Raw genomic sequence first — 21,066 nt, forward strand, 5'->3', positions numbered from 1 at the left:
GACAGATCCCGGGACGACAGATCCCGGAACGACAGGTCCCGAAACGACACATGCATCGCCGCAGAAGCCAGTATTGTGCCACGCTAGCCGCAAAGCTGCGAAAACCGGGTAAACGGCGCAACGGAGTGCAAACAGGGTTAGAATTTCCTTAACGGGCCGGATGCCGACGCATCGGCCGCCTGATCACGCCGCCGCGGAAATGTCCGTATCGAGGATCGTCAGATTGCGCCCCCGGTGCTTGGCCTGGTAGAGGCGCCGGTCGGCGGCGCGCATCAGGTCCGACAGGCTGATATCCTCGCCACAGACGGTCCCGCCGATGCTGACCGTGAGCGGAACGGTCCGCTCGTCGACCGGCCGGAAGCGGATCAGCTCAACCTCGCGGCGAATGCGCTCGGCGACGCGCTTGGCCTCCTGCTCGGTGGCGCCGATCAGGAAGGCGCCGAATTCCTCGCCGCCGATGCGGCCGAGCACATCGCCGCCGCGCACGCCGCGCTCGATCGCGCCGGCGATCAAAAGCAGCGCGTCATCGCCGGTCAGGTGGCCAAAATTGTCGTTGATCGTCTTGAAGTGGTCGGCGTCGATGATCAGCAGCGCGCCGCGATCGGACTTGCGACGGGAACCGTCGAGCGCGGCAAAGAAGTTTTCCCGGTTGAGCATGCCGGTCATGTCGTCGCGGCTCGCCTTGTCCGCCAGGCGGCGATGCGCGGCGGCGAGCTGGGCATGGGCCCGGGCGAGGTCGCGATGCGCGCTTTTCAGCCTGTCGCTTTGCCAGAAAGTGCTTGCGCTGGCGGCCCATGCGAGGACCAGCGGACACAGCGTGGAGGTGAGCCAGATCGTGCGGTTGACCGGAAATCCCATCGCCGGAACGATGATCAGGGTCAGCAGGAGAGAGGCCGCGACAGAGGCAAAAGCAACGGCGGCGGATCTCAAGATTATGCTGTTCATCACGGGCTCCCACAGGTTTATCTCTCTGCCAGCAAGCCCTGAAGGCCACCTTTCCCGGATGCCTAAAATTTGAATCGTGACGCCATTTCAGCCACTTTCGACCCGCATAAGTTGTGGATAAAGTCTCTTCCGGAATATCCGTTTCATGCCATAAGGAGCGCATGACCACGCTCCCTGACCCCGCCCGCTTCGCCCATGTCACCGACTGGGTGTTCGACCTCGACAACACGCTCTATCCGCATCATTCGAATCTGTTCTCGCAGATCGACGTCAAGATGACCGCCTATATCGGCGAACTGCTGGCGCTGCCGCGCGAGGAAGCACGCAAGCTGCAGAAGCAGCTCTATCTGGAATATGGCACGACGTTGAATGGGCTGATGACGCGCCACGGCATCGACCCCGATGACTTCCTCGAGAAGGTGCACGACATCGATTATTCATGGCTGGTGCCCGACCCCGTTCTCGGCACCGCCATCCGCCAGCTTCCCGGCCGCAAGTTCATCTTCACCAACGGCGATCGCAGGCACGCCGAACGCACCGCGCGCCAGCTCGGCATTCTCGACCATTTCGACGACATCTTCGATATCGTCGCCGCCGGGCTCAATCCCAAACCGGCGCGCCAGACCTACGAGAAGTTCGCCGAACTCCATGCGGTCACCGGCCACAATGCGGTGATGTTCGAGGACCTTGCCCGCAACCTTTCGGTGCCCAAGTCGCTGGGCATGACCACGGTGCTCGTGGTGCCACGCAATTTCGAGCCGACCTTTTCCGAGATCTGGGAGCGCGACCCGGCCAACGAGGACGATGTCGATTTCGTCACCGACGACCTCGCCGGCTTCCTGACGGCGATTGTTGCAAGGGAGTAGGGGAGTAGGGAGTAGAGGAATTGATCTGGAACGAGGCTGCAACGCCCTATTCTCCTACTGCCTACTGCCTACTGCCTACTGCCTACACCCCTACTCCCCTAACTTGTAGAAACGGCTGACGATCCCCCAGGCCTCGTCGGCGGTGTCGACGAAATCGATGATGTCCTGGTCGCCGGGGCTGATCGTGCCCTGTTCGGCGAGGAAATCGAGATCGATCGCCCGTTTCCAGAAGGATTTGCCGAACAGGATCACCGGCACGCGCTCCATGCGTCCGGTCTGGATCAGGGTCAGCGTCTCGAAGAACTCGTCCATCGTGCCGAAGCCGCCGGGAAACACCGCCACCGCCTTGGCGCGCATGACGAAATGCATCTTGCGAATGGCGAAATAGTGGAAGTTGAAGCAGAGCTCCGGCGTCACATAGGCGTTCGGCGCCTGCTCGTGCGGCAACACGATGTTGAGGCCGATCGACGGCGCGCCGACGTCGTCGGCGCCGCGATTTCCCGCTTCCATCACGCCAGGCCCGCCGCCGGTCACCACGACATATTCGCGGTAGTAGGAAGCCGCCGACTGCTGTGAGCAGAGGCGGGCGAACTTGCGCGCCTCCTCGTAATATTTGCTGTTTTTCTCGAGGTTCTTCCTCTGCGTCTCGTTCTTGGCCGCCCAGGCCACGCCGCCGGGCTCCGGCAGACGAGCGCCGCCGAACAGGATCACCGTCGAACGGATGCCGCGTTCGGCCAGGATCATCTCCGGTTTCAGGAGTTCGAGCTGCAGCCTGACCGCGCGCAATTCGCGCCGCGTCATGAACTCGGGATCGTTCCACGCCAGCCGGTATGTCTCGGCACGCGTCTGCGGCGTGTCCGGCACGCTCTTCGACCGCTCCAGATCCTCGTCCGAATGCGGCAGCGGCGTCCACCCCGCCTTTTCCATAGGAGTCATAATTGCCTTACCCGTCCAGATTCTTCACTTGCGCCGTCCCATGGCGCAGCCGCGATTGACCCTCATTGAGCCTTAACATAAGCAGGTTCCGCAAAAGTGTCCGGCGGTTTTGCGACAAGAACCTGCTACATGCAAAGACCCAGGCAGGCAAAGCCTGCCAGGGGTCCGCGCGACTTTCAAAACAGGTTAAGGCGCAGCCCCTTAACAGCTTGGTAATGGAGCGAATTCATGTCGAAGCCCGATCTGGCGAGCCTCGAAAAGACCATCGAGAAGGCCTTCGAGGAACGCGACACGATTTCGACGGCGACCCGCGGCGAAACGCGCGACGCCATCCAGTCGGCGCTCGACCTGCTCGACCGCGGCACCGCCCGCGTCGCCGAGCGGCAGGCCGACGGCAAGTGGCATGTCAACCAGTGGCTGAAGAAGGCCGTGCTGTTGTCCTTCCGGCTCAACCCGATGGAGATCATCAAGGGCGGTCCCGGCCAAGCCGTGTGGTGGGACAAGGTGCCGTCGAAGTTCGACGGCTGGAGCGCCGTCGACTTCGAGAAGGCCGGCTTCCGCGCCGTGCCGTCGTCGATCGTGCGCCGTTCGGCCTATGTCGCGCCGGGCGCCGTGCTGATGCCGTCCTTCGTCAACGTCGGCGCCTATGTCGACTCAGGCACCATGGTCGACACCTGGGCCTCGGTCGGCTCCTGCGCCCAGATCGGCAAGAATGTGCATCTGTCGGGCGGCGTCGGCATCGGCGGCGTGCTGGAGCCGATGCAGGCCGGTCCCACCATCATCGAGGACAATTGCTTCATCGGCGCGCGCTCGGAAGTGGTCGAGGGCTGCATCGTACGCGAAGGCTCGGTGCTCGGCATGGGCGTCTTCATCGGCCAGTCGACCAAGATCGTCGACCGCGCCACCGGCGAAGTCTTCTACGGCGAAGTGCCGCCGAATTCCGTCGTTGTCGCCGGTTCGCTGCCTGGCAAGCCTTTTCCGAACAACGAGCCTGGCCCAGGCCTCTACTGCGCCGTCATCGTCAAGCGCGTCGACGCCAGGACCCGGTCCAAGACCTCGATCAACGAATTGCTGCGCGATTGATCTTTGCGCAAAGCGAGCGCACCTTCCGCCGGCGCGACAATCGGTCGCGCTGGTTCAACATGGAGGGGTGACATGGACTGGAAATATCTGCTGACGAGTTTCGACGGTCGCATCAATCGTGCCAAATTCTGGGCCGCGATCGGGGTCTTCATCGTCATTGGCATCGTTGCCTTCATTATCGATGCGATCCTGGGCACACGCATCACCACCGCCAGCGGCGGCCAGATCGGTATCGTCGGCATCCTCGCCGCGCTGGCCTCGATCTATTTCGCACTCGCAGTCTACGCCAAGCGCTGGCATGATCGCGGCAAGTCGGGCTGGTGGAGCCTGATCATGCTGGTGCCTTTCATCGGCGCGATCTGGTTTCTGGTGGAATGCGGCATTCTCGAAGGCACCAAGGGTGCCAATCAATATGGACCGGACCCGCTTGCCTGACAGATCAGATCTCACCTGGCTTTTCTTCAAAACCTCGGGCCGCGTCAGTCGCGCGGCCTATTTTCTTGGCGGCTTGCTCGTCGCCATCATACAGGCCTTTCCGCTCTACCGCTTCACGCTGGTGCCGGAAGGCTCGGCCGAGAGCAACATGTGGTCGTTCATCTTCTTCATCGCCTTCATCGCGTCGCTATGGTCGAACATCGCGCTGGCGGTGAAGCGGCTGCACGACCTCGACAAGCCCGGCATTGCCGCGCTGATCCTGTTCGTGCCGGTGGTCTCGATCGTCGCCTTCCTTGTGTTGTGCCTGTTTCCAGGGCAGCCTGGGCCCAACCGCTATGGCCGGCGCACCAACGAGCCGGCGCAACCCTGAGGGCCGATCGGACATGCGCTACCGCACGCTTGATCCGAAACTGATCATCGACACCGCCGAACGGCTGGAGGGCCGCGTCGCCGAGCGTTTTCCCGAGGCCGGACTGCGCGGCGTCGCCGCCGAACTGGTGTCGCTGTCGCGCGATCTGGCCAAGGCTGCCAAGGCGCTCGAAGCGCCGATCTGGTGGCTGCGCGGGCTCATCGTCGCCGCCGTTGTCGCCGGCGCGCTGGTCTTCCTGTTCGTCGGCACCATCCTGCCGCTCATCCACATCTCCCAGGCCGACGACGCGGTGCAGTCGGTGCAAGGCATCGAAGCCACGATCAACATGATGATCCTCGCCGTGCTCGGCTTCCTGGCGCTGGTCCGCACCGAGGAGCGCATCAAGCGCAAGCAGGTGTTTCGCCAGCTGCACGGCCTGCGGTCGCTGATCCATGTCATCGACATGCACCAGCTGACCAAGGATCCGGCGGCCCTCTCGGCCAATTTCAAGCCGACCTCGCACTCGCCGGCCCGCATCACCAATGCCGCCGACCTGGCGCGCTACCTCGACTATTGCTCCGAAATGCTGTCGATCACCGGCAAGATCGCAGCACTGTTCGCGCAGTCGGTCAATGACGACGTGGTCATCGACGGCGTCAACGACGTCGAGAACCTGGCGTCCAACCTGTCGCGGAAGATCTGGCAGAAGATCACGCTGATCGAGGCCCATCCGGCGGCGCAACAACCTGCTCCGGCGCCAGGCCCGGCGAGCCAAACCGCTCCGCTTCCGCCGCGCGCACCAAGGCGGTAACCTTTTTAAGCAGAGGCGCCGGCGTACCGGTTTTTTCGGCGAGGCCGAGCACCGCCCCTTGCAACTCGCCGATCTCCGTCGGCCGGCCGCGCTGCAGGTCGTCCCACATCGACGAGCGCGCCTGCGGGTCGATCGCCAGCATGCGCCGCGCCAGGAGCCTGAACAGCCAGTCCGGTAGCCTGAGCACCTTCGGCAGCAGCGCCGGCCGCAAGCCGCCGATCCGCGCCGGCTCGATGCCGGACGCTTTCATCGCGTTCAGCGCCTCGTCGATCTGGCCAGCCAGGATCAGTCGCCAGCGACGGTCGGCGAGTTCGGTCGCCAGCGGCAGGCCCGACAGCGCCACCAGCGCGTTGTTCAAATTCATCAGCAGCTTGCCCCACAGCACGGCCTTCATGTCGCCATGCGCTTCGACCGCAAACCCTTCGACGGCGAGCAGGCTGACCAAGCCGGCGTCGCCGTCCTCGATCATCACCTTGCCGTCGCTGGCGCGATGCACGTGGAGCGGCAGCGCGCCGTCCGGAGACTGCACCACATTGAACGGCACCATGCCGGCCAGCACCGTTCGGCCGTCGAGCCCGGCACGCAGCCTGTCGGCATTGTCGACGCCGTTCTGCAGGCTGACCACCACCGCACCGGGGCGGGCGTGAGCCTGGATGAGCGCGGCCATATCCTGCGTCGCGCCGCTCTTGACCGTGACCAGGATCACATCCGCCTGCGGCAGGGCGACAGTCGGATCGGCGCTGACGAGAAGCGCCTCCGGCGCGATCGAGCGGTCGCGGCCCTGGAGGTCGCTGACCCGCAATCCGCGCTGCCGCAGCGCCGCCTCGATGCGCGGCCGGACCAAAAGGGTCACCCGGCGCCCGGCGAGCGCCAGGCAGCCGCCGGCATAGCAGCCGATGCTGCCGGCGCCGGCAATGACGATCCTCTTGTCCGCGTTTGCCATCCCGTCGCTCCGCACCGGCCCGCAACTATACGACATGAAAACCATAATGTCGGCGCCATCACTGGCCCCTATGTCTGGCCGTGACAGGCCCTCCGCTTTCGACTATCGCTTTTGCCATGACGCTGCCGACCGATCCCGCCGAAAACCTCGCCGCCCTTATCCGTTGTGCTTCGGTGACGCCCGCCGAAGGCGGCGCGCTGACCGCGCTGGAGACGATGCTGAAGCCGCTTGGCTTCCTGGTCGACCGGCCGGTGTTTTCCGAAGATGGCACGCCCGATATCGAAAACCTCTATGCGCGCCGGTCGGGCAACGGCCCGCACCTGATGTTCGCCGGCCATACCGACGTGGTGCCGGTCGGCGACGAAGCCGCCTGGACGCATCCGCCGTTCGGCGCCGAGATCGCCAATGGCGAGATGTACGGCCGTGGCGCCGTCGACATGAAGGGCGGCATTGCCTGTTTCATCGCCGCCGTGGCGCGCCATGTCGAGAACAATGGCGGTCCAAAAGGCTCGGTCTCGCTGCTGATCACCGGCGACGAGGAAGGGCCGGCCATCAACGGCACGGTCAAGCTGCTCGAATGGGCGGCTTCCCGGGGTGAGAAATGGGATGCCTCGATCGTCGGCGAACCGACCAACCCGCACGCGCTTGGCGACATGATCAAGATCGGCCGCCGCGGCTCGATGTCCGGCGCCATCACCGTCAACGGTCGCCAGGGCCACGTTGCCTACCCGCAGCTTGCCGACAATCCGGTGCGCGGGCTGATGAGCCTGGTCGACGCCTTGCTGCATCCTGTCTTCGACAAGGGAACCAGGGATTTCCAGCCGACCAATCTGGAGGTGACTTCCATCGATGTCGGCAATCCGGCCACCAATGTCATTGCGGCCAAGGCGACCGCGACCTTCAACATCCGCTTCAACGACACCTGGACGGCAGAGACCGTCCAGGCCGAGATCCACAACCGCCTGGATCAGGCGGCCAGGCGCAAGAAGTACCGGCAGGGCAAGAAGACGCCGGTCGACTACGACCTCGTCTGGCGCGACCGGCCGAGCCATGTCTTCCTGACCCGCGACGACAGACTGATCGAAACGCTGCGCGGCTCGATCAAGTCGGCGGTCGGCAAGGAGCCGACGCTGTCGACCTCGGGCGGCACCTCGGACGCGCGCTTCATCAAGGACTATTGCCCGGTGGTCGAGTTCGGGCTGATCGGCAAGACCATGCACATGGTCGACGAGCGCGTCGCCATTGCCGATCTTGAAACGCTGACGCAAATCTACCAGCGTTTCATCGAAGACTGGTTCGGACAGGGCTGAGCATGCTTTCGGCGGACGAAACCCAAGCTTCGCTGACGGGTGCCTGGCGGCTGATGCTCGGCAAGGTCGATGGCCTGCGCCTGCTCGACCTGTCGGCTGACGGTTTCTGGAATTCCTTTTTCGCCATTGTCGTTGCAGCGCCGGCGCTGATCGTCAGCTGGGTCGGCATCGCCAACGAGATCGGCGATCCCAACGCCTTCGCCGGGCGCCTCAGCATGCTGGCGCGCCTGGCGACGGTCGATATCGGCTCCTGGGTGCTGCCGCTCATCGCCTTGGCCCTGGTCGCGCCGCGCGCCGGCATTGGCGGCCGCTTCGTCCACTATGTCGTTGCCAGCAACTGGGCTTCGGCCATCACCGCCTGGCTGATGCTGCCCTCGGCGCTGATCAGGCTTTTCCTGTCGTCCGCAAGCCAGGTTTCGAGCCTTGTGTCGCTGTTGTTGTTTGCCCTGTCGATGGTGCTGACCTGGCGCATGACCAACGCCACCATCGGCAAGGGCGCAGCCGTCGGCACCGCCGTGTTCGTCGGCATGTTCATAGCCTCGCTATTGGTGCTGTTCGGCCTGCAGACGCTGCTCGGCATCACCGTGCCGGACGATGTCGGGCCTCAAAGCCTTTCCGGGCTCGTCGCCGGATAGCCTTCTGGGCTCTATCCCGGATAGAGCCTTCTTGGGCTCTATCCCAGATTGTCGACGCCCGGATAATCGACGCCGCCTGGATAATCGACGCCAATGAGAAACAGCCCATCGGGCGGCGCCACCTGGCCGCAGGCGGCGCGGTCGTGCGCCTGGAGCGCCGCTTTCAGGTCGGCAGCGGTCCAGCCGCCTTCGCCGACGCGCTTCAGGGAGCCGACCATCGAGCGAACCTGATTGTGCAGGAACGAGCGCGCCGAAGCCCTCACCTCGATCAGGTCGCCCTCCCGGCTCACGTCGAGCCGCTCCAGCGTCCTGATCGGGCTGTTGGCCTGGCACTGGGTCGAGCGGAAGGTGGTGAAGTCATGCCGTCCGAGCAGGATTTTTGCCGCCTCGTGCATGGCGACGGCGTCGAGCCGCTTCGGCACCCACCACACCTTGCCCTTGTCGAGCGCGGCCGGCGCGCGGCGGTTGAGGATGCGGTAGAGATAGTGGCGGCCGGTGGCCGAGAAGCGCGCGTCGAAGGCATCGGAGACGACCGTCGCCTTGAGGACCGCGATGTGCGCGCCGGCCATCTGCAGATGCGCGTTGACGGCATCACGCACCTTGTCGCCCGGCCACGCCTTGGTGAGGTCGACATGCGCCACCTGGGCGGTCGCATGCACGCCGGCATCGGTGCGGCCGGCGGCGCGCAACCTGACCTCCTCGCCACAGAATTTTACGATAGCCTGCTCGATCGCCTGCTGCACCGAAGGCTGGTCCGCCTGGTGCTGCCAGCCGGCAAACAGGCTGCCGTCATATTCGATGTCGAGGCGAAACCGCGGCATGCTAGAGCGTGACGCCGAAAAGTGTGAAGCGGGTTTCGGACGACGTCATGCTCTATCTCTTTGAGTTAGAGCCGAATTCGGATTTCAGGGCGATTCGACCTGAAATCATCCGGCTCCCAATGCATGTCGCGCAAAAGTGGCCTCGGTTTTGCGAGACGGCATGCATGAACCAATAACCTAAAGCGCGTCGCCTGAATCCGTTCGAACGCGACGCGCTTTAGGGCTGTTGCCGCTTACGCGGCGAGGGCCGAGCCGAAAGCCGAAGCGTAGACCAGCCTGCCGGCTTCCGGGGCGTCGCCCCAGGCCAGCGCCTGCAGTGCCTCGCTTTGGTACTCGCTCTCGAACTTTTCGGCGCGTGCATGGCTGTAGCCGAAACGGCTGTAATAGGCCGGGTCACCCAGCACCACGGCCAGCGTCTCGCCGGCGTCCTTGAGGCGGATATGCGCCTCGCGGATCAGCGCGCCGCCGATGCCGCTGCCATGGAACGAAGGCTCCACCGCCAGCGGCGCGAGCGCCACGGCCGGAAAGTTCTTGCCGCCGCTCTGGACGAACAGCCGGGAAAACAGGATGTGGCCGACCACCTGGCCGTCTTCTTCCGCCACCAGTTCGGCAACGGCGTCGCCGCCGGTCACCAGCGCGTCGACCAGTCCGGCCTCCGCCTGCTGGCCGAAAGCGTGTTCCTCGACGAGGCGGATGGCCTCGCGATCCCGCGGCGTCGCCGCGCGTATCGACATCATGCTCATGAGAATTTCATTCCTCTTTCGATCTTGGCCCCGCGCAGGAACTCCGACGCGGCAGCGGGCTTTCCGCCCGCCCGTTGAACTTCGACCAGACTGATCGCGCCTGCCCCGCAGGCGACCGTCAGCCGGTCATCGAGAATTCCTCCCGACTCGCCCAAATCCTCCGAAAGCGACAGGCCTTCGGATAGCGTCGAGCGAAGCAGTTTCAGCCGCTCCGGGCGGCCGCCAATTCCTATCTCGGACCAGGCGCCGGGAAACGGCGACAGGCCGCGAATGCTATTGTGCACTTCGCTCGCCGAGCGAGTCCAGTCCACGCGAGTCTCGGATTTATCGATTTTCTTGGCGTAGGTCACCCCTTCCGCCGCTTGGCGGGTAAATGTCAGGGTGTTCCTTTCCAGTCGCGCCAGCGCTTCCACCATCAGGCTAGCACCGACACTCATCAACCGATCATGCAGATCGCCGGCTGTCATATCGGGTCCGATGGCGCATTTTTCAACCATTGCCACCGGGCCGGTGTCCAGGCCCTCTTCCATGCGCATCACCATCATGCCGGTTTCGCTGTCCCCGGCCATGATCGCGCGCTGGATGGGCGCGGCACCACGCCAGCGTGGCAGAAGCGAGGCATGGCCGTTGATGCAGCCAAGCCGGGGCGCCTCCAGAACCGCCTTCGGCAACAGCAAGCCATAAGCGACGACCACGGCGACATCGGCCTGCAAGGCGCGGAAAGCGGCCTGCTCGGCCTCGCCTTTGAGCGATACCGGTGTGCGCGTCTCGATGCCCAGCCGCTCCGCCTCGCGCTGCACCGGCGACGGCGTCAGCTCCAGCCCGCGTCGTCCGGCCGCGCGCGGCGGCTGGGTATAGACGGCGGCGATCTCTTGTCCGGCCTCGGCGATGGCGCGCAGCGTCGGCACCGAAAACTCCGGCGTGCCCATGAAGATGACGCGAAGGGGCATTTCCCCTATCCCACCATCTTGCCCGGCGCCTTGTCCCTGGCGAGCTTCTTGAACTTTTTCACCACCATGTCGCGCTTCAGCTTCGAGATGTGATCGATGAACAAGACACCATTGAGGTGGTCGATCTCGTGCTGCAGGCAGGTCGCCATCAAGCCCTCGGCCTCGATCTCCTGCAGCTTGCCGTCGCGGTCGAGATATTTGACCCGCACGGCGGCCGGACGTTCGACCTCGGCGTAGTAGTCCGGGATCGACAGGCAGCCTTCCTCGTAGACGGAGCGCGCGTCGGCGCTCTCCAGGATCTCCGGGTTGATGAAGACATGCGGCGCCGGTGTCTCGTCTTCCTTGGCCAGGTCAATCACCAGCATGCGCAAGGGTTCGCCGATCTGGATCGCCGCCAGCCCTATGCCGGGCGCGTCATACATGGTCGCCAGCATGTCGTCGGCCAGTTTGCGCAAAGGCCCGTCGACGCGCTCCACCGGCTTGGAAACCTGGCGCAGGGTGGGGTCGGGAAGGATGATGAGCGGCTTGATCGGCATGGCGTTCCACCTAAGACCTCCAGCGAAAAGCGTCAACCGGTACGCTTTGTCAGCGTTCACGTTTTGATCTGTGCCGGCGAACCGAATCGGCTATGCTGTCCACATGAATGATCTAAGCACTATCCTTTCGGAGCCTGTCGCCCGGCTTGGCGCTTCCACGATCACGCTCGGCCACGCGCTGGCTTTCGGCGCGTTGCTGTTTCTTGGCCTGTTCCTGGCGCTGGTCATCGCGCTGTGGCGGTCGGCCAAGGCGCGCGCCGCCGCCGCCGCCGAGGCCGCCGATCATGCCCGCGACGCCGAGGCGCGGATGGCCGGCATCTTGCAAAGCCAGGCCGAGATGCAGGGCCGCATGGGCGCCATTGCCGAAGTGTTCGGGGCACGGCAGGCGGAGCTGACGCAGTCGATCGGCCAGCGCCTCGACGCCATGACCGGCCGCATCGGCCAGACCATGACCGAGCAGACCAAATCGACGCATGAGAGCCTGGCCAAATTGCAGGAGCGGCTGGCAGTCATCGACACCGCGCAAGGCAACATCCAGTCGCTCGCCGGCCAGGTCGTGCAGCTGCAGGCGATCCTCTCCAACAAGCAGACGCGCGGCGCCTTCGGCCAGTCGCGCATGGAAGCGATCGTTGCCGACGGCCTGCCGCATGGCGCCTACGAGTTCCAGGCGACGCTGTCGAACGGCAGCCGGCCCGACTGCCTGGTGAAGATGCCGAACGGCGCGCCGTCGCTTGCCATCGATGCCAAATTTCCGCTGGAAGCCTGGAACGCCATCCGCGCCGCCGATGGCGCCGATCTGCAGAAAATCGCCGCCCAGGCCTTTCGCCGCGACATCGAGATCCATGTCCGCGATATATCGGAAAAATACCTGATCCAGGGCGAGACGCAGGACACCGCCTTCATGTTCGTGCCGTCGGAATCGGTGTTCGCCGAGATCCACGAGAATTTCGAGGCCATCGTCCACAAGGCGCACCGCGCCCGCGTCGTCATCGTCTCGCCGTCGCTGCTGATGCTGTCGATCCAGGTCATCCAGGCCATCCTCAAGGACGCCCGCATGCGCGAACAGGCGCATCTGATCCAGGGCGAGGTCATCCGGCTGATGGAGGATGTTGCGCGTGTCGACGAGCGGGTGCGCAAGCTGCAGGTTCATTTCGGCCAGTCGGCCAAGGACATCGACGACATCCTCGTCTCGACGTCGAAGGTGACCAAGCGCGGCCAGAAGATCGAGGCGCTGGAGTTCGGCGCCCAGCCCGACGGCGATGCCGGCCCCGACGACGCATCACGGCCTGCCGCTGCGAAGGTCGAAGCCGGCGCCCGCGTTGCCGATTCGAAAACCGGACAGCTCAGGTTGAGGGTTGTCGAAGGCGACGACTGAACGCCGGCTACTGCTCCTCCACGGTCGCCATGCCCTGGAATTCCGGCAGCCAATGCAGCGCCGAGCGGTGCCATTTCTGCTGTGTCGGGATCAAATCCTCGCGTTGCCGCGCGGTTCCCGCTCGAATCCCATAGACCTTTGGACCATCTCCGACCGACGTGGCGTAGAGGTGCGAACCGCAGTCCCCGCAAAAAGCCTGGGCGCGCTTGGCGCCGCTCGCCCCGGTCTTGATATAGATTTTCGGCGTACCCTTGGTGATCCGGTAATGATCCTCCGGCGTCGGAACAGTCACCCGAAAGGCCGTGCCGGTCAGTTTCTGGCAATCCGTGCAGTGGCAGATCGAGGTCTTTTCCGGGTCGACCTCGGCTTCGTAGGTGATGGCCCCGCAATGGCAGCCGCCGTCGATTTTCATCTTTGTTTCTCCTTGCTTCGCCGGCATTCTAACCGGCCCGATCCGGCTCGTCTCCTGACGCGGCTTCAACTATCTTGCGCCGCCGTTCCCAGGTCCCGGTCGTCTGCGGCTTGACGAACAACCGCGTGATCTCGGGCATCTCTTTCTTCAGCCGAGCCTCCAGGCGCTCGACACACGCTTCGATCTCTGGCGCCTTCAGGTGATCCTCGAACTCGATGCTGAGACCCGCGACGATCTCGCGCGGCCCAATGTGGACGGTCAGAACACCGTTCGCCCGCTGCACCGCCGGATCCTGCTGGACGATCGCCAGCACTTGTCTCTGCACCTCGGGCAGTGCGGCTTCGCCGATCAGCAGGCCCTTGCTTTCGCGGGCCAGGAAGACCGCCGTCGCGCCGAGGATCAGCCCAATGCCGATCGAGGCGGCGCCGTCGAGTTCCGGCATTTGCAGCAGCTCCGCCGCCAGGATGCCGGCGAAGGCGACGATCAGGCCGAGCAGGGCGGCACTGTCCTCGAACAGCACGGTGTAGACGCTCGGGTCCTTGCTCGACTGCACGGCCTGCAGCCAGCCCTGCTTGCCCTTCTCTCGGCGGAACTCCTTCAGCGCCACCAGCCAGGAACTGCCCTCGAACACGAAGGACAGGCCGAGAACGATGTAGTTCACCTTCACGTTGACGACCGGCTCCGGCGCCATGATGTGGATCACGCCCTCGTAGAGGGAGACGCCGGCGCCCAGCGCGAAGACCAGAAGGGCGACTATGAAACTCCAGAAATAGAGCTCGCGGCCGTGACCGAGCGGATGCGTCCGATCGGCGGGGCGGGCGGCGCGGTGCATCCCGTAGAGCAGCAGGCCGCCATTGCCGGTATCGACCAGCGAGTGCACGCCTTCCGACAGCATCGCCGAACTGCCGGTGAAGGCGGCGGCGGCGAATTTGGTCAGCGCGATGGCGAGATTGCCGGCGAGCGCGGCGTAGATCACCCTTTTTGAGCCGCCATGCCCGGCCATGGTGTTGTCCTCGTTCAGGGCGCCCAGTCTAACGGCCAGGCCGCCAAAGCTCCACAGGCTTCACGACCCGCGAACTGTCGGCTCGTTCGGGAGGTCGGTCGTCAAAGGATGGGCGGACTATTCGACGATCTCGCCGGTCCACACCTTGAAGCCGGCAAGCGTGCCCGGCCCGAAAATGTGGGTCAGCGGGACGTCGGCCGCGTCACGGCCGGAGGCGATCAGGATGCGGCCGATGCGCGGCGCATTGTTGCGCGGGTCGAAGACATGCCAGCGGCCGCCAAGATAGACTTCCATCCAGGCGGCGAAATCCATGCTCGACCACGGCTTTGGCATGCCGATGTCGCTGATGTAGCCGGTGCAGTAGCGGGTCGGGATGTTGAGCGCCCGGCAGAAGGTGACAGCCAGATGCGCGAAGTCGCGGCACACACCGCTCTGTTCGCGATAGGCCTCCGCCGCGGTGCGCGTCGGTCGCGCATTGCCGTAGTTGAAGACGATATGATTGTGGACGAAATCGCAGACCGCCTGCACACGCGGGATGCCAAGCGGCGTGTGGCCGAACAGCCGCCACGCTTCGTTCGCCAAGAGGTCGCTTTCGCAAAAGCGGCTGGGCAGCAGAAACAAGAGCGTGTCCGCCGGCAGGTCGCGCACCTCGTGCTGCCAGGCCATCAGGTCGCCCATCTCGAAAGTGCCGGGATCGCGGATCACCGCGTCGGTGCCGAACGTGAAACGCCCGGGCGGCGCGACGAACCGGTTGCACCAGTTGCCGAAACTGTCGCGATAGCTTTCGATCGGCACCGGCGGGTTGGAGGTCAAAAAGTCCGGCCGCTCAAGGTCGGAGGCGCGCGAATAGTGGACATTCAGCATCGCGATCAGCGGCGTTTCCTGTGGAAAGTCGAAGCTCATCTCGCAGCCGATGTGGATTCGCATTGTCGTCCTGACCGGCCTGCCTGTTCATGGCGCGGCGAAAAGCCGGCCGATGCTGCAGTGCGAAGACAACCATGGCACGGACCGCCATGGTTTACGAGCAAATTAGAAACCGGTTGAAACCGGCCGGCTGGCGGCGGCGACAGGCGCTGGCCTCTTGCAGTCGGGCATTTCTCTTGGTTCACTTCGCTTCCCGCAATCGGAGGAACGAATCATGGCTAAAGGTGCGATGAAGGCAGGCAAGGAAGCCCGCAAGCCGAAGAAGGACGCCAAGAAGCCCGCCCCGGCTCCGGCCCTGAAGGCGCCGCCGGTCAAGGCGATGAAGCTCAAGGACAAGTAGGTCCGGTCAAACCGCTTCGGGACGGACTGCGACCGGCGACATTGTTGCCGGCCGCCGTTGATCGAACGCTCGCAATTCCTATACTGGCGGGGCGGGGACGACCTCGCACTTTCCCCGAAAATCCGGCCGGGACGACCCGCCATTGTTTGATTGAGCATCGGATACCGAAAGCCGAATTCGGTCCGATGCTCTGACGGAGCGTCGTCTATGTCGTGGATTCTCCTGTTTTTTGCCGGCCTGTTCGAGATCGGCTGGGCAATCGGCCTCAAATACACGGACGGCTTCTCGAAGCTGGTGCCGACCGTGCTGACCGTCGCCTCGATGATCGTCAGCCTCGCCTTGCTCGGCCTGGCGCTGAAGACGCTGCCCGTCGGTACCGCCTATGCGGTATGGACCGGCATCGGCACCGTCGGCACGGCGCTGCTCGGCATCTGGCTGCTCGGCGAGCCGGCCACCGCGATCAGGCTGGCCTGCATCGCGCTCATCGTCTGCGGCATCATGGGACTTAAGTTCGCCGCCTGATCATACCGCTAAAGCGCGTCGCGTTTGAACGGATCCAGGCAATCGTCCTGCCAAAACCGGGCCACTTTTGGACAAGCACGTTCAGGGCCGCTGCAAGGCGACCCTGATCTTCGAAGCGGATGCTTCCGTAGCCTTGAGGCTAGCGGGCGGAGAAGCCCGGAGGCGTCCTGCCCGTGCGCTGCTTGCGCGCCGCATAGCGCGCGTCGCGCTTGGCCTTGCGTTCGGCTTCGTCGGCCAGCAAACGGGCGATGCGCTCGTTTTCTTCGGCTTCCCGAATCTTGGCTTCAGCCTGCGCCGCCTCTTCGGCCGCGACGCGTGCCGCTTCGGCCGCTGCCTCGCGCTCGGCCTTCTCGACCGCCTCGCGTGCCAGCTTTTCCTGCTTCAGCCTGGCCTTCTCGGCCTCGCGTATCTGGCGCGCCTCGAGGATTGCCTTGCGTTCGGCCTGTCGTGCCAGCACCGTCGGATCGTCTGCTGCCGGCTTTGACTTGAAGCGCTCCAGAAGCGCCTTCTTTGCCTCGTTTGCGGCATTGCGCCGCTCGAAAATGTCTTTTTCCCTGTAGATAGCCAAGTCCACTTCCCTGAAGTCAATTCGCGAGGCTTACATACGCGCGAATGCCGAGAGTTCAAGCGCCAAAACAGCATGCCAGCCATGAATTTCCGGTTTGTTGCAGTCGGGAGACGCCCTTTCGGCCGAAACCGACATGCACTGTTCACCGTCCGCCCCTCTGGCGGCGAGGCGGGTCGATGGCTACCTCTTGAGCGGCTCACCGAAACGGTGAACCGCTCTTTCTCTCTGTTTTGACGCAATTCCGGACGGAAAACCGTTTCACACTTTTCCTGGAATTGCTCTAGCCCGAAACGCCAACACCAGGATGACATTCGAATGGAACTCGGTCTCTACACCTTCGCCGACGTCAGCCCGCAGCCGGGCCCGGGCGCCATCGGCCCGCATGAGCGGCTGCGCAACCTGATCGAAGAGGTCGAACTGGCCGACCAGGTCGGCCTCGACGTCTTCGGTCTCGGCGAGCATCACCGGCCCGATTATGCCGCTTCCGCTCCGGCCGTGGCGCTCGCCGCGGCCGCCGAACGCTCGAAGCGCATCAAACTGACCAGCGCGGTCACAGTGCTGTCCTCGGACGATCCGGTGCGCGTCTTCCAGCAGTTCGCCACGCTTGATCTTCTGTCGGGCGGCCGTGCCGAGATCATGGCCGGGCGCGGTTCGTTCATCGAATCCTTCCCGCTGTTCGGCTACAATCTGGAGGACTATGACGAGCTGTTCGCCGAAAAGCTCGACCTGCTGCTTGCCATCCGCGATCAGGTGAAGGTCACCTGGTCCGGCAATCTGCGGGCGCCGATCAACGATCGCGGTGTCTACCCCAGGCCGCTCCAGGACAGGCTGCCGGTGTGGATCGCCATCGGCGGCACGCCGCAGTCGGCGGCTCGCGCCGGCGCGCTTGGACTGCCGCTGGCGCTCGCCATCATTGGCGGCGAACCGGCGCGTTTCGCGCCGCTGTTCGATCTCTACCGTGAGGCCGCCAAGCGCGCCGGCAGCGATCCGTCGGGCCTTGCCACCAGCATCAATGTGCACGGCTTCATCGCCGAAACCACGGAGCAGGCGGCCGACGATTTCTACGGCCCGCAGGCCGAAGTGATGAACCGCATCGGCCGCGAGCGCGGCTGGGGTCCGACATCGCGGGTGCATTTCGACCAGTCGCGTGGCCCGAATGGCGCTCTGTTCGTCGGCAATCCCGAGCAGGTGGCCGAAAAGATCGTCGCCCAGCACAGGATCTTCGGCAATGACCGCTTCCTGCTGCAGATGGCGATCGGCACCATGCCGCATGCCAAGATCATGAAGGCGATCGAACTCTACGGCACCCGCGTGGCGCCGATCGTGCGCAAGGAAACGGCGAAATCCGCGCCGGCACTGGCAGCGCCCTGAGCAACCGGGCCGGCGCACGCAATTCTGCCCCGTTCCCGAAGCCGGCTCATGGAACCTGCGCCCGGAACTCCGCGTTTCATCCAGGCAATTGCCGATCGCGGAGGCGGCGGCTCGCGGGGTGACCATGAAAACCGAACCCGCTGCCTTGGGTGCAGGCGCTGCTGATGGGCCAGATCCGCGCATCGAGACCCGCGCGGATATACATCTGGTGCGTTCGCTGCTCATCGGCATCTTCCTGTTCATGACCATCTACGCGCTTTACTTCGCCCGCGCCTTCTTCATGCCGGTGATCCTGGCTTTTCTGCTGGCGCTGACGCTGACGCCGATCGTGCGGCTGCTGCGCAAGCGCGGCATTCCCGAAGTGGTGTCGGCGACCCTTCTGGTGCTGTTGTCGATCTGCATTTTCGCCAGTGCCGGCTACCTGCTCAGCGGCCCGGTCATCGACCTCATCAACAACACCTCGTCGATCGGCCAGCAGCTGACCGAACGGCTGGCGCAATTGCGGCGTCCACTCGAAAAGGTCATGCAGGTCTCGCACCAGATCGAGCAGCTGACCGCAACCTCGCAGGAGCCTGGCATCCAGAAGGTGGCGGTCGCCCAGTCAGGCATCCTGTCGTCGGCGGCCAGCAACATCCTGTCGGCGGGAACCAGCCTCACCATCATCTTCGTGCTGTCGCTGTTCCTGCTCGCCTCCGGCACGATGTTCTACGAGAAGATCATCCAGTCCTTCGCCAGCCTCAGCGAAAAGAAGCGGGCGCTGCGCGTCGTCTATGATGTCGAGCGCGAAATCTCGCACTATCTGCTCACCGTCACCATCATCAATGCCGGCCTCGGCACGGTCATCGGCCTTGGTCTGTGGGCGCTCGGCATGCCCAACCCGCTGGTCTGGGGGGTGGCCGCGGCGCTGCTCAACTTCCTGCCCTATGTCGGCGCGCTGCTGACCATCGTGCTTGTCTCGATCATGGCGCTGATCAGCTTCGACACCATCTCCTACGCGCTGCTGGCGCCAGCCTTCGTGCTGCTGTGCGACGTCGTCGAAGGCCAGTTCGTGACGCCGATGGTGGTCGGCCGGCGCCTGGAGATCAACGCCGTCGCGATCTTGATCGCCATCGCCTTCTGGTCGTGGCTGTGGGGCTTCGTCGGTGCGCTGATGGCGGTGCCGCTGCTGGTCGTCATCAAGGTGTTCTGCGATCATTTCGACGGACTGAGCCATGTCGGCAATTTCCTCGCCGCGCAGCATACCGCGGTGGTGGAGGAAGAACCCGCCGAGGAGGGCGGCAAGGCTCCCGCATAATCGGCTTTGCGGCGGCCGGATCGAATGCCTATATCCGGCACTCAATTCCCGGTGCCTTCCCATGAGCGATGCCCTCTTCGACCTCGACGTCTATCTCGCTCGCATCGGCTACGCCGGTTCGCGGGATGCTTCGCTGGACACGCTCAAGGCGCTGCATCTCCTGCATCCGCAGGCCATCCCCTTCGAGAACATCGATCCGTTCCTCGGCAAGCCGGTTCGGCTCGACCTCGCCTCATTGCAGGAAAAGATCATCGCCGACGGTCGCGGCGGCTATTGTTTCGAGCACAATCTCATCTTCATGCATGCGCTGAAGTCGCTTGGTTTTCAGGTCGGCGGCCTTGCCGCGCGGGTCCTTTGGGGTCAGCGCGAGGACGCCATCACCGCGCGCAGCCACATGCTGCTGCGCGTCGAGCTCGGCGGCCGCACCCACATCGCCGATGTCGGTTTCGGCGGCCTGACCCTGACCGCACCGCTGCTGCTCGAGCCGGGCCGCGAACAAACGACCCCGCACGAGACCTTCCGTATCGTCGAGACGGACGATCATTTTCGATTGCAGCCCGCCATCGGCGGCGACTGGCGGAGCCTTTACCGCTTCGACCTGCAGCCGCATTACGAAGTCGACTATTCCGTCACCAACTACTTCGTGTCGACCAACCCGATATCGCATTTCCTCTCCTCCGTCATCGCGGCGCGCGCCATGCCCGACCGGCGCTGCGCGCTGCGCGGCAACCGGCTGTCGATCCACCACACCGGCGGCCGCACCGAGCAGCGGGAGATCGCGACGGCGGCCGAACTCGCCGACACGCTGGAAAGCCAGCTCGGCATCGTCATTGCCGACCGCGCCGCCTTCGAGGCCAGGGTGCGCGAGAAGAAAATCGTGGAGACCAACGCATGACAGACCTTTCCGTTCTCGACCTGTCGCCGATCGTCGAAGGCAGCGATGCCTCGCAGTCGCTGGCCAACTCGCTCGATCTTGCCCGTCATGCCGAGCGATTGGGCTACAAGCGCTACTGGTTGGCCGAGCATCACAACATGCCGGGCATCGCCAGCGCGGCCACCGCGGTCGTCATCGCCCATGTCGCCGGCGGCACCAGGACCATTCGCGTCGGCGCCGGCGGCATCATGCTGCCCAACCATTCGCCGCTGGTCATTGCCGAGCAGTTCGGCACGCTGGCCGCCCTGCACCCGGGCCGCATCGATCTCGGCCTCGGCCGGGCTCCCGGCACCGACATGGGCACGGCGCGCGCCTTGCGCCGCAACCTCGAGGCCGGCGCCGACAATTTCCCGCAGGATGTCGTCGAGCTGATGGGCTATTTCCAGCCGGCAGAGGAAGGCCAGCGCATCCGCGCCGTGCCCGGTGAAGGCCAGAACGTGCCGGTCTGGATCCTCGGCTCCAGCCTCTACGGCGCGCAGCTCGCCGCCATGCTCGGCCTGCCCTACGCGTTCGCCTCGCATTTCGCGCCGGCGGAACTCGACCACGCGCTGGACATTTACCGCTCGCGCTTCCAGCCGTCGGAACAGCTCGACAAGCCGCATGTCATGCTTGGCCTCAACGTCTTTGCCGCGCCCACCGATGCGGAGGCAAGGCTGCTGTTCACCTCGCTGCAGCAGGCCTTCGTCAATCTGCGCACCGGCCGGCCCGGTCGGCTGCCGCCGCCGGTGGAGAACTATGACCGCGACCTCGACCCTATGGCAAAGACCATGCTTGGCCAGGCACTGTCCTGCGCCGTCGTCGGGTCCCCGGAAACGGTCCGGCAAGGGATCGATGCGTTCGTGCGCCGCACCGGCGCCGACGAGCTGATGGTCACCGCGCAGATCTTCGACCATGCGGTCCGCGTGCGGTCGTTCGAGATCCTGGCCGAGGCCCACAAATCGTTGTCGCAGGCGGCCTGAT

Annotated in this window: 25 protein-coding genes; 14 read left to right on the forward strand and 11 right to left on the reverse strand. The window is 64.5% G+C overall.

Annotation, left to right across the window (positions count from 1 at the left end):
* Window positions 1–183: 183 nt before the first annotated feature.
* A complete protein-coding gene (locus ACFSQT_RS13695; protein ID WP_379019354.1) occupies window positions 184–945 on the reverse strand; it encodes a GGDEF domain-containing protein in 762 nt (253 codons plus the stop codon).
* A 161-nt stretch (window positions 946–1,106) separates the two neighbouring features.
* Between ACFSQT_RS13695 and ACFSQT_RS13700 the strand changes: the two genes are divergently transcribed.
* Window positions 1,107–1,811, forward strand: coding sequence for a pyrimidine 5'-nucleotidase (locus tag ACFSQT_RS13700; RefSeq protein WP_379019356.1), 705 nt, complete (start codon window positions 1,107–1,109; stop codon window positions 1,809–1,811).
* 90 nt (window positions 1,812–1,901) lie between these two features.
* On the opposite strand, the gene ACFSQT_RS13705 is transcribed toward ACFSQT_RS13700, so the two are convergent.
* Window positions 1,902–2,747: an LOG family protein gene (locus ACFSQT_RS13705; RefSeq protein WP_379019358.1), complete on the reverse strand. Its 846-nt coding sequence runs from the start codon at window positions 2,745–2,747 to the stop codon at window positions 1,902–1,904.
* A 228-nt stretch (window positions 2,748–2,975) separates the two neighbouring features.
* Here ACFSQT_RS13705 and dapD point away from each other — a divergent pair, with 228 nt between their 5' ends.
* The 4 genes from dapD (at window position 2,976) to ACFSQT_RS13725 (ending at window position 5,425) form a co-directional block, all read left to right on the forward strand.
* Window positions 2,976–3,830 carry a 2,3,4,5-tetrahydropyridine-2,6-dicarboxylate N-succinyltransferase gene (gene dapD / locus ACFSQT_RS13710; protein WP_379019360.1) on the forward strand — a complete coding sequence of 285 codons (855 nt, stop codon included), beginning with the start codon at window positions 2,976–2,978 and terminating at the stop codon, window positions 3,828–3,830.
* Window positions 3,831–3,902: 72 nt separating this feature from the next.
* Complete coding sequence (locus tag ACFSQT_RS13715; protein WP_379019362.1) at window positions 3,903–4,265, forward strand: DUF805 domain-containing protein; 363 nt, start codon at window positions 3,903–3,905, stop codon at window positions 4,263–4,265.
* Window positions 4,258–4,635, forward strand: coding sequence for a DUF805 domain-containing protein (locus tag ACFSQT_RS13720; protein ID WP_379019364.1), 378 nt, complete (start codon window positions 4,258–4,260; stop codon window positions 4,633–4,635). Before ACFSQT_RS13715 ends, ACFSQT_RS13720 begins: the two co-directional genes overlap by 8 nt.
* A 13-nt stretch (window positions 4,636–4,648) precedes the next feature.
* The gene (locus ACFSQT_RS13725; RefSeq protein ID WP_379019366.1) at window positions 4,649–5,425 is read left to right on the forward strand and encodes a hypothetical protein; all 777 of its coding nucleotides are present in this window, start codon (window positions 4,649–4,651) and stop codon (window positions 5,423–5,425) included.
* Here ACFSQT_RS13725 and ACFSQT_RS13730 read toward each other — a convergent pair.
* Entirely contained in the window at window positions 5,325–6,368 is a 1,044-nt protein-coding gene (locus tag ACFSQT_RS13730) for a 2-dehydropantoate 2-reductase (RefSeq protein ID WP_379019368.1), read from the reverse strand. The genes ACFSQT_RS13725 and ACFSQT_RS13730 overlap by 101 nt on opposite strands.
* Before the next feature lie 116 nt (window positions 6,369–6,484).
* Here ACFSQT_RS13730 and dapE point away from each other — a divergent pair, with 116 nt between their 5' ends.
* Window positions 6,485–7,678 (forward strand): succinyl-diaminopimelate desuccinylase, encoded by a 1,194-nt coding sequence (dapE, locus tag ACFSQT_RS13735; protein ID WP_379019370.1) that lies wholly within the window; start codon window positions 6,485–6,487, stop codon window positions 7,676–7,678.
* Window positions 7,679–7,680: 2 nt separating this feature from the next.
* Window positions 7,681–8,313, forward strand: coding sequence for a transporter (locus tag ACFSQT_RS13740; RefSeq protein WP_379019372.1), 633 nt, complete (start codon window positions 7,681–7,683; stop codon window positions 8,311–8,313).
* 38 nt (window positions 8,314–8,351) lie between these two features.
* Here ACFSQT_RS13740 and truA read toward each other — a convergent pair whose 3' ends face one another.
* The 4 genes from truA to def all read right to left on the reverse strand — a co-directional run bounded on the left by truA (window position 8,352) and on the right by def (window position 11,363).
* The gene (truA, locus tag ACFSQT_RS13745) at window positions 8,352–9,134 is read right to left on the reverse strand and encodes a tRNA pseudouridine(38-40) synthase TruA (protein ID WP_379019374.1); all 783 of its coding nucleotides are present in this window, start codon (window positions 9,132–9,134) and stop codon (window positions 8,352–8,354) included.
* A 233-nt stretch (window positions 9,135–9,367) separates the two neighbouring features.
* Window positions 9,368–9,877 carry a GNAT family N-acetyltransferase gene (locus ACFSQT_RS13750; RefSeq protein WP_379019376.1) on the reverse strand — a complete coding sequence of 170 codons (510 nt, stop codon included), beginning with the start codon at window positions 9,875–9,877 and terminating at the stop codon, window positions 9,368–9,370.
* On the reverse strand, window positions 9,874–10,827 hold the full coding sequence (fmt, locus tag ACFSQT_RS13755) for a methionyl-tRNA formyltransferase (RefSeq protein ID WP_379019378.1): 954 nt from the start codon (window positions 10,825–10,827) through the stop codon (window positions 9,874–9,876). Before fmt ends, ACFSQT_RS13750 begins: the two co-directional genes overlap by 4 nt.
* Before the next feature lie 5 nt (window positions 10,828–10,832).
* A complete protein-coding gene (gene def, locus ACFSQT_RS13760; RefSeq protein WP_379019380.1) occupies window positions 10,833–11,363 on the reverse strand; it encodes a peptide deformylase in 531 nt (176 codons plus the stop codon).
* A gap of 103 nt (window positions 11,364–11,466) precedes the next feature.
* Here def and ACFSQT_RS13765 point away from each other — a divergent pair, with 103 nt between their 5' ends.
* Window positions 11,467–12,738: a DNA recombination protein RmuC gene (locus ACFSQT_RS13765; RefSeq protein WP_379019382.1), complete on the forward strand. Its 1,272-nt coding sequence runs from the start codon at window positions 11,467–11,469 to the stop codon at window positions 12,736–12,738.
* A gap of 7 nt (window positions 12,739–12,745) precedes the next feature.
* Here the strand turns inward: ACFSQT_RS13765 and ACFSQT_RS13770 are convergent, their stop codons facing one another.
* The 3 genes from ACFSQT_RS13770 to ACFSQT_RS13780 form a co-directional block, all read right to left on the reverse strand.
* Entirely contained in the window at window positions 12,746–13,150 is a 405-nt protein-coding gene (locus ACFSQT_RS13770) for a GFA family protein (RefSeq protein ID WP_379019384.1), read from the reverse strand.
* 28 nt (window positions 13,151–13,178) lie between these two features.
* Window positions 13,179–14,153 carry a cation diffusion facilitator family transporter gene (locus ACFSQT_RS13775; protein WP_379019386.1) on the reverse strand — a complete coding sequence of 325 codons (975 nt, stop codon included), beginning with the start codon at window positions 14,151–14,153 and terminating at the stop codon, window positions 13,179–13,181.
* A gap of 117 nt (window positions 14,154–14,270) precedes the next feature.
* Complete coding sequence (locus tag ACFSQT_RS13780) at window positions 14,271–15,080, reverse strand: transglutaminase-like domain-containing protein (RefSeq protein ID WP_379019388.1); 810 nt, start codon at window positions 15,078–15,080, stop codon at window positions 14,271–14,273.
* Window positions 15,081–15,291: 211 nt separating this feature from the next.
* Between ACFSQT_RS13780 and ACFSQT_RS13785 the strand changes: the two genes are divergently transcribed.
* Entirely contained in the window at window positions 15,292–15,417 is a 126-nt protein-coding gene (locus tag ACFSQT_RS13785; protein ID WP_013528464.1) for a hypothetical protein, read from the forward strand.
* A 207-nt stretch (window positions 15,418–15,624) separates the two neighbouring features.
* Complete coding sequence (sugE, locus tag ACFSQT_RS13790; RefSeq protein ID WP_379019390.1) at window positions 15,625–15,939, forward strand: quaternary ammonium compound efflux SMR transporter SugE; 315 nt, start codon at window positions 15,625–15,627, stop codon at window positions 15,937–15,939.
* 139 nt (window positions 15,940–16,078) lie between these two features.
* Here sugE and ACFSQT_RS13795 read toward each other — a convergent pair whose 3' ends face one another.
* Window positions 16,079–16,507 (reverse strand): DUF6481 family protein, encoded by a 429-nt coding sequence (locus ACFSQT_RS13795; RefSeq protein WP_379019392.1) that lies wholly within the window; start codon window positions 16,505–16,507, stop codon window positions 16,079–16,081.
* Between the two features lie 315 nt (window positions 16,508–16,822).
* On the opposite strand from ACFSQT_RS13795, the gene ACFSQT_RS13800 reads away from it, so the two are divergent.
* From ACFSQT_RS13800 to ACFSQT_RS13815, 4 genes are all read left to right on the forward strand, one after another.
* On the forward strand, window positions 16,823–17,878 hold the full coding sequence (locus ACFSQT_RS13800) for an LLM class flavin-dependent oxidoreductase (protein ID WP_379019394.1): 1,056 nt from the start codon (window positions 16,823–16,825) through the stop codon (window positions 17,876–17,878).
* A gap of 124 nt (window positions 17,879–18,002) precedes the next feature.
* Window positions 18,003–19,172, forward strand: a complete 1,170-nt coding sequence (locus ACFSQT_RS13805) for an AI-2E family transporter (RefSeq protein WP_379019396.1) — start codon at window positions 18,003–18,005, stop codon at window positions 19,170–19,172.
* Between the two features lie 61 nt (window positions 19,173–19,233).
* Window positions 19,234–20,067, forward strand: a complete 834-nt coding sequence (locus tag ACFSQT_RS13810) for an arylamine N-acetyltransferase family protein (protein WP_379019398.1) — start codon at window positions 19,234–19,236, stop codon at window positions 20,065–20,067.
* Window positions 20,064–21,065: an LLM class flavin-dependent oxidoreductase gene (locus tag ACFSQT_RS13815; protein WP_379019400.1), complete on the forward strand. Its 1,002-nt coding sequence runs from the start codon at window positions 20,064–20,066 to the stop codon at window positions 21,063–21,065. The genes ACFSQT_RS13810 and ACFSQT_RS13815 overlap by 4 nt, the downstream gene beginning before the upstream one ends.
* Window position 21,066: the final 1 nt, after the last annotated feature.

The sequence above is a fragment of the Mesorhizobium calcicola genome (assembly GCF_042682105.1).
Lineage (GTDB): Bacteria > Pseudomonadota > Alphaproteobacteria > Rhizobiales > Rhizobiaceae > Mesorhizobium > Mesorhizobium calcicola.